This is a genomic window from Bradyrhizobium sp. P5_C11_2 (assembly GCF_054049755.1).
In genome coordinates this window covers 1-8,376 of the sequence record NZ_JBFULT010000429.1, presented here as the reverse complement: position 1 = coordinate 8,376, position 8,376 = coordinate 1, and the positions used below count along the sequence as shown (strand labels likewise).

General features: G+C 65.8%; 9 protein-coding genes. 2 read left to right on the top strand and 7 right to left on the bottom strand.

Going from position 1 to position 8,376, the window contains the following annotated elements; all coding sequences use genetic code 11:
* Positions 1–751: methionyl-tRNA formyltransferase (gene fmt, locus ACXJL8_RS30005; protein ID WP_456686089.1), on the top strand; the 751-nt coding region annotated here is incomplete at its 5' end.
* A gap of 120 nt (positions 752–871) precedes the next feature.
* The gene (gene truA / locus ACXJL8_RS30000) at positions 872–1,609 is read left to right on the top strand and encodes a tRNA pseudouridine(38-40) synthase TruA (protein WP_456619444.1); all 738 of its coding nucleotides are present in this window, start codon (positions 872–874) and stop codon (positions 1,607–1,609) included.
* Between the two features lie 179 nt (positions 1,610–1,788).
* Here truA and dapE read toward each other — a convergent pair whose 3' ends face one another.
* The 7 genes from dapE to argB all read right to left on the bottom strand — a co-directional run.
* Positions 1,789–2,955: a succinyl-diaminopimelate desuccinylase gene (gene dapE, locus ACXJL8_RS29995; RefSeq protein ID WP_456619445.1), complete on the bottom strand. Its 1,167-nt coding sequence runs from the start codon at positions 2,953–2,955 to the stop codon at positions 1,789–1,791.
* Entirely contained in the window at positions 2,952–3,605 is a 654-nt protein-coding gene (locus ACXJL8_RS29990; protein WP_456619446.1) for a DUF805 domain-containing protein, read from the bottom strand. The genes dapE and ACXJL8_RS29990 overlap by 4 nt, the downstream gene beginning before the upstream one ends.
* 292 nt (positions 3,606–3,897) lie before the next feature.
* The gene (locus ACXJL8_RS29985; RefSeq protein WP_456619447.1) at positions 3,898–4,431 is read right to left on the bottom strand and encodes a DUF805 domain-containing protein; all 534 of its coding nucleotides are present in this window, start codon (positions 4,429–4,431) and stop codon (positions 3,898–3,900) included.
* A gap of 223 nt (positions 4,432–4,654) precedes the next feature.
* Entirely contained in the window at positions 4,655–5,500 is an 846-nt protein-coding gene (gene dapD / locus ACXJL8_RS29980) for a 2,3,4,5-tetrahydropyridine-2,6-dicarboxylate N-succinyltransferase (protein ID WP_456619448.1), read from the bottom strand.
* Between the two features lie 314 nt (positions 5,501–5,814).
* Positions 5,815–6,492 (bottom strand): pyrimidine 5'-nucleotidase, encoded by a 678-nt coding sequence (locus ACXJL8_RS29975; RefSeq protein WP_456686090.1) that lies wholly within the window; start codon positions 6,490–6,492, stop codon positions 5,815–5,817.
* 80 nt (positions 6,493–6,572) lie between these two features.
* Positions 6,573–7,559, bottom strand: coding sequence for a DUF1036 domain-containing protein (locus tag ACXJL8_RS29970; RefSeq protein ID WP_456619450.1), 987 nt, complete (start codon positions 7,557–7,559; stop codon positions 6,573–6,575).
* A gap of 197 nt (positions 7,560–7,756) precedes the next feature.
* A partial coding sequence (gene argB, locus ACXJL8_RS29965) for an acetylglutamate kinase (RefSeq protein WP_456686088.1) occupies positions 7,757–8,376 on the bottom strand: 620 nt, incomplete at its 5' end.

Below are 8,376 nucleotides of genomic sequence, written 5' to 3'. Positions count from 1 at the left end.
CGGTATTCCCGTGCTGACGCCGAAGACCCTGAAGACCGAGGAGGCGCTCGACGCGTTTCGCGCGTTTGACGCGGATGCCGCCGTCGTCGTCGCCTATGGCATGATCCTGCCGCAGGCGATCCTCGATACGCCGAAACTCGGCTGCTACAATCTGCACGCCTCGCTGCTGCCGCGCTGGCGCGGCGCGGCACCGATCAACCGGGCCATCATGGCCGGCGACGCCGAGAGCGGCGTCATGGTGATGAAGATGGATGTCGGGCTCGATACCGGCGACGTCGCCATGGCCGAGCGCATCGCGATTTCCGACAATATGACCGCGATCGACCTGCACGACCGCCTGTCCCGGCTCGGCGCCGATCTGATGGTGCGCGCCATGGCGGCGCTCGCCCGCGGCGGGCTTCAGCTCAAGAAGCAGAGCGAGGACGGCGTCACCTATGCCGCCAAGATCGACAAGGCCGAAGCACGCATCGACTGGACCAGGCCGGCGCGCGACGTGTTGCGTCATATCCACGGCCTGTCGCCGTTTCCCGGCGCCTGGGCCGAGCTTGAGAATGCGCGCGTGAAAATCCTGCGCTGCGAGCTGGCGAAGGGCTCCGGTGCACCGGGCGAGGTGCTCGACGATCACCTCACCGTTGCCTGCGGCGAGGGCGCCATCCGCATCCTCGAGCTCCAGCGCGAAGGCAAGGCGCGGATGCAGGCCACGGACTTCCTGCGCGGCGTGCCGCTGAGGGCGGGCGCCAGATTCACCTGACACTGTCATACCTCGCGAAGGCGGGGTATCCAGTACGCCGAGGCTTCTCGGTTGAACGGATGGGCCGCGGCGTACTGGATCGCCCGGTCAAGCCGGGCGATGACGGCAGAATTGGAAACGATGCCCCGCTACAAGCTCACCATCGAATATGACGGCGCGCCGTTCTTCGGCTGGCAGGTGCAGGAGACGCTGCCGTCGGTGCAGGGCGCGTTGGAGGCGGCGGTGAAGGCGATGACCGGCGCGGATCTGCGCGTGCATGGCGCCGGCCGCACCGACGCCGGCGTGCACGCGCGCGGCCAGGTCGCCCATGTCGACATCGAAAAGCAGTTTCCACCGGGCCGCTTTCGCGACGGGCTGAACGCGCATCTGCGCCCGCATCCGATCGCGGTGCTCGAGGCCGAGATCGTGCCTGATGACTTCGAGGCGCGCTTCTCCGCCGTCAAGCGCCACTATCGCTACCGCATCGTCAACACCCGCGCCAATCTCGCCCTCGACATCGGCCACGCCTGGCGCGTGCCGCGCAAGCTCGATGCCGATGCGATGCACGCGGCGGCACAGCGCCTGCTCGGCAAGCATGATTTCACGACCTTTCGCGACACCGAGTGCCAGGCCAAATCGCCGGAGAAGACGCTCGACCAGCTCGACGTCTTGCGGGACGGAAGAGAGGTGACGATCCTCACCTCCGCGCGCTCGTTCCTGCACAGCCAGGTGCGCTCGATGGTGGGATCGCTGATGTGGGTCGGCGAAGGCCGCTGGACCGCGGATGATCTGTCCGCCGCACTCGCAGCCCGCAACCGCGCCGCCTGCGGCATCGTCGCCCCGCCGGAGGGGCTGTACCTGGTGAAGGTGGATTATTAGGGAGGCGGGAGCTCTCGCCCCACTGTTGGTGTCATGCCCCGCGACGGCGGGGCATCCAGTACGCCGTGGCGTCTCGGCTCAATCACTGCGGCCTCTGGAATACTGGGCGGATTCGCCCGGTCAAGCCGGGCGATGACAGCGGAGTGGGAGGCGGCGACGGAGTGTAAGGCGCCAGCGCCCTACCCAAAATACCGCGCCAGTATCCCGCGATAAACCTTCGTCAGCTTCTCCAGGTCCACCACCGGCACGCGTTCGTCGATCTGGTGCATGGTCTGGCCAACCAGCCCGAACTCGATCACCGGGCAATAGCTGGAAATGAAGCGCGCATCCGAGGTGCCGCCCGAGGTCGACAGCTCCGGCTTGCGCCCCGTCACTTCCTCGATCGCGGAGACCGCGAGATCGGTGAACGGGCCGGGTTTTGTCACGAACACGTTGGAGTTCGAGGGCTCCCAGACGATGCGGGCGCGGATGCGGTTGCCGCAGGCCTTTGTCAGCCGCGCCTCGACCAGCTCGCGCAGGCTCGCTTGTGTATGGTTGTCGTTGTAGCGGATGTTGAACTTGGCGCGGGCCTGGCCCGGGATCACGTTGTTGGCGCTGTTGCCGACGTCGACCGAGGTGAATTCGAGATTGGAGGCCTGGAACGCCGCGCTGCCATGGTCGAGCGGCTCGTCGGAGATCGCCACGATCAGCCGCGAGATGTCTGGCACCGGATTGGACGCGCGGTGCGGATAGGCGACATGGCCCTGCACGCCATCGACATAAAGCGTGCCGGATTGCGAGCCGCGGCGGCCGACCTTGATGGTGTCGCCGAGCGTCTCGACATTGGAAGGCTCGCCGAGCACGCAATGATCGAATTTTTCGCCGCGCTCGGCGGCCCATTTCAAGAGCTTGATCGTGCCGTTGATGGAGACGTCTTCCTCGTCGCCGGTGATCAGGAACGAGATCGAACCCGTGCCGTCGGCGCGCGGCTTGCCGCCATTGGCGGAGAGATGCTCCAGCACCGCGGCGACCGAGCAGGCGATGCCGCCCTTCATGTCGACCGCGCCGCGGCCGTGCAGAAAACCGTCCTTCACCTCGCCGGAGAACGCGCCGACGCTCCAGGCGCTCTCGTCGCCCGGCGGCACCACGTCGGTATGGCCGGCGAAGGTGATATGCGGGCCTTCGCTGCCGATCCGCGCATAGAGATTGTCGACGTCGGCGGTGCCGGGCTCGCTGAACGTCACGCGATGGCAGGTGAAGCCTGCTGCGTTCAAAGCTGTTTCAAGCACCCCGAGTGCGCCGGCATCGGCCGGGGTTACCGAGGGGCAGCGGATGAGATCGCGGGCAATCGAGAGAGCATCGGTCATGCGCCCCGCTTAACATGCATGCCGCCGGGTGGGCTAGCACTGGGCGGCACAAATTCGATCTCGCGGTTCTGGTCCCAGCCTTGCGCAGGGGACGCGGCGGACGCGGAGCCGTCCTCGATGTCGGCGAGAGGGTCGGGGCCGAACTGGTTGTGGCCCGAGGTGCCGGGTCGGCAGAACATCTCGACGAGGCCCCACAGCCACAGGATCGAAACCGCCAGGCTGAACGGAAGCATCCAGTTTGTCTTGGGCAACAGGTCCGCGAACTGACTGAACAAGCCGGGTACGAAGAAGAACGGAACGATCCACCAGCCGCTCCTGTCGCGATCGTGCAGTCGCTTGATCGTAGTCGCGAGATAAATCCAGAAGAACAGCGCAATGCCGGACGCCTTGAGGATCGAGGTCGCGCGATCGGCGGATGCCAGCGAGCGGGAGGCTCGGGGATCGACCAGCTTGAACAGGTCGTCGAGACCGAAGTCGAAATCGAGGTCGATGGCGAGCTTCAAGGTGGATCTGGTCCCTCCGAGGATCCCGATGACCTGACCGACGATCTCCAGCAAGCCCACCAGCAGCGCGACGATCAGCAGCGCCTGCCACAGCAGCGCGCGGTTGATGCGGCCGTCGAAGCGGAAGAGGTACCAGGTCCAGTCCATGCCAAAAGGCTCCGGGCGGGAGCGCCCGCCCAAGAATTGGTCGCGACGGAGGGAGCGTGGGTTCGATAACGACACCAGACCCGTCATCCCCGCGCAGCGGCGAAGCCGCTGTCGCTGGAGGTGCGAGTGGCGCGATGCAAAGCATCGCGCCGGGAGCCTCGAAGGATGGACGGCCGAGATGCAGCCGACAGCCGGGCCGTCGCCCTTCGAGGGCCGCCGAAGAGGCGGCCACCTCAGGGTGACGGTGAGGGAGGGGAGAACTTAATCCCGCAGCGGCGCGCCAGCCAGATATTCAGCTGCGCGGGAGAGGGCCAGAACGGCGCACGAGAAAATCCGGAACACCATGCGGCTCTGGGCGCAAAGCGACGGCAGCAGCGGGAGCGGTGCGCGTCGGATCTGGCCCGAACCGGTTGGGCCCATCGGTCCCTATCAGGAAGAACAACTCGATGACGATCCAGGTCTGCAGAAGGGACAGGGTAACCGCAAACATCACGAGCAGCATTTCCCTGGCGATCGAGATATCGACGCCGAACGAGAGCCCGAAAAAGAGCCCGTAATACAGGTAGGAGAGGCGATTGACGGCGAAGACGGCAACCGCCCACCAGCCGCTTCTGTTGCGATCGTGAAGCCGTTTGGCCGTCGTGGCGGTGTTGATCCAGATCATCGCGATTGCGACGACCCAGCCCAAAGCCTCCGGTGCCGAGACCAGAAACGAGGATTTGTGCCAGGCCACGACCCAGAGCACGAGGAGCGCCAGCTCCACGACGAGGTATCTGGCGCGGTTGAGGCGGCCCTTGAAGCTGAAGAGGTACCAGATCCAGTCCATGCGAAAGGGCTCCGGGCGCGAGGAGCCGCCCGGGAATTGGTCGCGATGGAGGGAGGGTGGGTTCGATTGCCCCGCCGTGTCGTCCCGGCGAAGGCCGGGACCCATAACCACAAAACGCCGTTGGTTGTGAAGCTGCTAACTCGGAGTCTTCGCCAAACCACTCCCTGGGAGTATGGGTCCCGGCCTTCGCCGGGACGACGATGGATAGGCAGCGTAGCCGAACTTAATCCCGCAGCAGCTCGTTGATGCTGGTCTTCGACCGCGTGCGCTCGTCGACGCGCTTGACGATGACGGCGCAGGCCGTGCTCGGGCCCATCTGGCCGTTCTTCATCGGCTTGCCGGGCAGTGCGCCGGGGACCACCACCGAATATTCCGGCACTTCGCCGATGAAGATCTCGCCGGTGTCGCGGTCGACGATCTTGGTCGAGGCGCCCAGGAACACGCCCATCGCCAGCACCGCGCCCTTGCGCACGATCACGCCCTCGGCGACCTCGGAGCGCGCGCCGATGAAGCAATCGTCCTCGATGATCACGGGCTCGGCCTGGAGCGGCTCGAGCACGCCGCCGATGCCGACGCCGCCGGAGATGTGCACGCGCTTGCCGATCTGCGCGCAGGAGCCGACCGTCGACCAGGTGTCGATCATGGTGCTCTCATCGACATAGGCGCCGAGATTGACGAAGGACGGCATCAGCACGACGTTGCGGGCGATGAAGGCGGAGCGGCGCACGATGGAGCCGGGAACGGCGCGGAAACCGGCATCGCGAAAGCGGTTCTCGCCCCAGCCGTCGAACTTCGAGGGCACCTTGTCCCACCAGGTCGCCTTGCCGGGGCCGCCGGGGATGGCGCCCATGTCGTTGAGGCGGAACGACAGCAGCACGGCCTTCTTCAGCCATTGATTGACCTTCCACTTGCCGTCGGCGCCGCGCTCGGCGACGCGCGCCTCGCCCTTGTCCAGAATCTCCAGCGCCTGATCCACGGCCTCGCGCACCTCGCCCCTGGTCGAGGTCGAGATGCCGTCGCGCGCGTCGAAGGCGCTGTTGACGGTGGATTCGAGGGCTTGGAGGGACATCGGGATTTCCTCTCGGGAGGGCAGGATTTGTGACGGATTGGGGGGCTTTTTCGGGATTTGGGGGGACGGAGTCAAGGCATACTCCGCCGTCGTCCCGGACAAGCGCAGCCCGTAGCCCGGATGGAGCGCAGCGCGATCCGGGAAAGTCTCTCCGCGGCGAGCGGGCCCCGGATTACGCTTCGCTCCATCCCGGCTACGAGCCTTGGTTCGCTGTCATCACCCGCGAAAGCGGGTGATCCAGTACGCCGCGGCGGTCGTGATGAATCGAGATGCCGGCGATGACTGGATACCCCGCTTTCGCGGGGTATGACGGCTTACTTAGGGTGGCTCAACCCCGCCAAAAACCCCGCCAGATCATCCGTGACGTGGTCGACATAAGGGGCATCCCGGCCGGCCAGTTCCCAGTCCTCGCGCACCACTTCCTTGGTGCCGTCCGGCACCACCAGCACCGTGGTCATGCCGAGCTCGTGCGGGACGGTGAGGTTGCGGGCGAGGTCCTCGAACATCGCGGCCCGGGTCGGATCGACGGCATGGTCGTCGAGAAATTTCCGGTAGGTCTGCGGCGCTGGCTTGGGTTCGAACCCCGCGGCGATGATGTCGAACACGCCGTCGAAATGCGCGGCGAGGTCGAGCCGCGCCAGCACCGCATCGACATGGTCGACCGAGCCGTTGGTCAGGATCAGCTTGCGCCCCGGCAGTTTTGCGATTGCCTGGCCGAGCGCCGGGTTCGGCTCCAGCGGCGAATGATCGATCTTGTGCACATAGGCGAGATAGTCGTCGGCGGAGACGCCATGCAGGGTCATCATCCCGCGCATGGTGGTGCCGAAGCGCAAATAGTAATCCTTCTGGAGCTTGCGCGCTTCCTCCGGGCTCACGTTCAGCCAGTTGCACACGAACTCCCCGATCCGCGCATCGACCTGCTGCCACAGATTGACGTGATGCGGATAGAGCGTGTCCCCGGGAGTGGTTTTGCGAAGACTCGGAGTTGGCAGCTTCGCGCGACAACTTGCTCTTGTGGTTATGGGTCCCGGCCTTCGCCGGGACGACACCGGTATTTTTGGCCATCATCACATCACGGCACAGCAAACCGCAGCGTCTTGCCGCCGCTCGACATATCCACCACGGCAAAACCCGTCGCCGCAAATCCGCGTGCTCCGCAATCGGTCTGCTCGTTGGTCTCGAACTTGGTCTCGCGGGTGCAGAGCTGCCGGTCGCCGCCCCAGTTCAGCGGCCTGTCCTTGAGCTTGATGGCGCGGTTGTCGGCGTCGATCGCCTCCGCGAAGCTGAAGATCTGCTTCGGCTGGCCGGTCACGTCGGGGTGCAGGCATTTGCCGGGATCGATCCGATACCAGCCGCGGCTCGTCACCGACTTGCCGTCGTCGGTGGCGACCGCCGCCATCACCTTGTGCGGCGTGTCGTTGCACCAGGTCAGGCCGCTCGCCGACGGCGTCTGCACCGCGTCGACCATGGTCTTGAAGAAGTTCGGCGAGGCCACGATGTCCGCCGGCAGCCCGCGGCTCTTCAGGAAGGCGGCAAGGGCAGCTTGCGTCTTCGGCCCGTCGACGCCGTCGATCGGCGCGGCATCGTAGCCCGCGATCAGCAGCAGCCGCTGGATGCCGGCGAGCCGCGCCTGCTCGTCGTCATATTCAGAATCCTCGGCGAGATAGGCGGTGAAATTGCCGTCGTCGCCCTGCGTCGGGGTGATCTGGGTGAAGGCGGCCTGGGTCTGGCCGCTGCGGCATTGCCGTGCCGCCGCAATGACGAAATTGTCCTGCGCGATGCACAGCATGTCGCTGCCGTTCTGCGGGATCGGGGACGCGCCATAGACGCCGAGCGCGCGGGCGTTAAGCAGGATGCGGTCGGCGGAGAGCGTGCCCTGCACCACCACGCGGCAGGTGGCGGGGTCGATCCTGAACCAGCCGCGCGTCGCGGTCGCCGCCTTGTCGTCGATGCCGATCGCGGCTTCGACGACATAGGACATGCGGTTGCAGATCTTGAGGTCGGCGACGGCCGGCGCGGAGGAGAACAGGAACGACACGGCCGCGGCCGGCAGTGTCATGAGGAAACGGGTGAGGGAGGAGCGGCGGGGGCGCCTCCGCCCCGTCATTCCGGGATGGTCCGAAGGACCAGACCCGGAATCTCGAGATTCCGGATTCGCCCTTCGGGCGCTCCGGAATGACTGAGCTATGCGAGCGGCGTGGATGCCCGGGTCAAGCCCGGGCATGACGACTTCTTTCCGCTGCTCGCGCTCGCCCATCACTTGTGGATCAGCGTCCCCGTGCCCGTGTTGGTGAAGAGCTCGAGCAGCACCGCGTGCTGCATCTTGCCGTCGATGATGACGACGCCCTCGACGCCCTGTTCGAGCGCGTAGATGCAGGTCTCGACCTTCGGAATCATGCCGCCGGAAATGGTGCCGTCAGCGATCAGTTTTCGCGCGTCCTTCACCGAAAGCTGCGGGATCAGCTTCTTCGACTTGTCGAGCACGCCCGGCACGTCGGTGAGCAGCAACAGGCGCTTGGCCTTCAGCGCGCCGGCAACCGCACCCGCAAAGGTGTCGGCGTTGACGTTCAGCGTCTGGCCTTCCTTGGAGGTCGCGAGCGGCGCCAGCACCGGGATCAGCTCGTAGCCGATGAGCTGGTTGAGCAGCGTGAGGTCGACCTTCTCGGGATCGCCGACGAAACCGAGATCGACCGCCTTCTCGATGTGCGAGTCCGGATCGATGATGGTGCGCGTCGTCTTCGACGCCTTCACCATATTGGCGTCCTTGCCCGACAGCCCCACGGCCTTGCCGCCGGCTTCGTTGATGTAGCCGACGATCTGCTTGTTGACCGAGCCGGCCAGCACCATCTCGACGATCTCGATGGTCGCCGCATCGG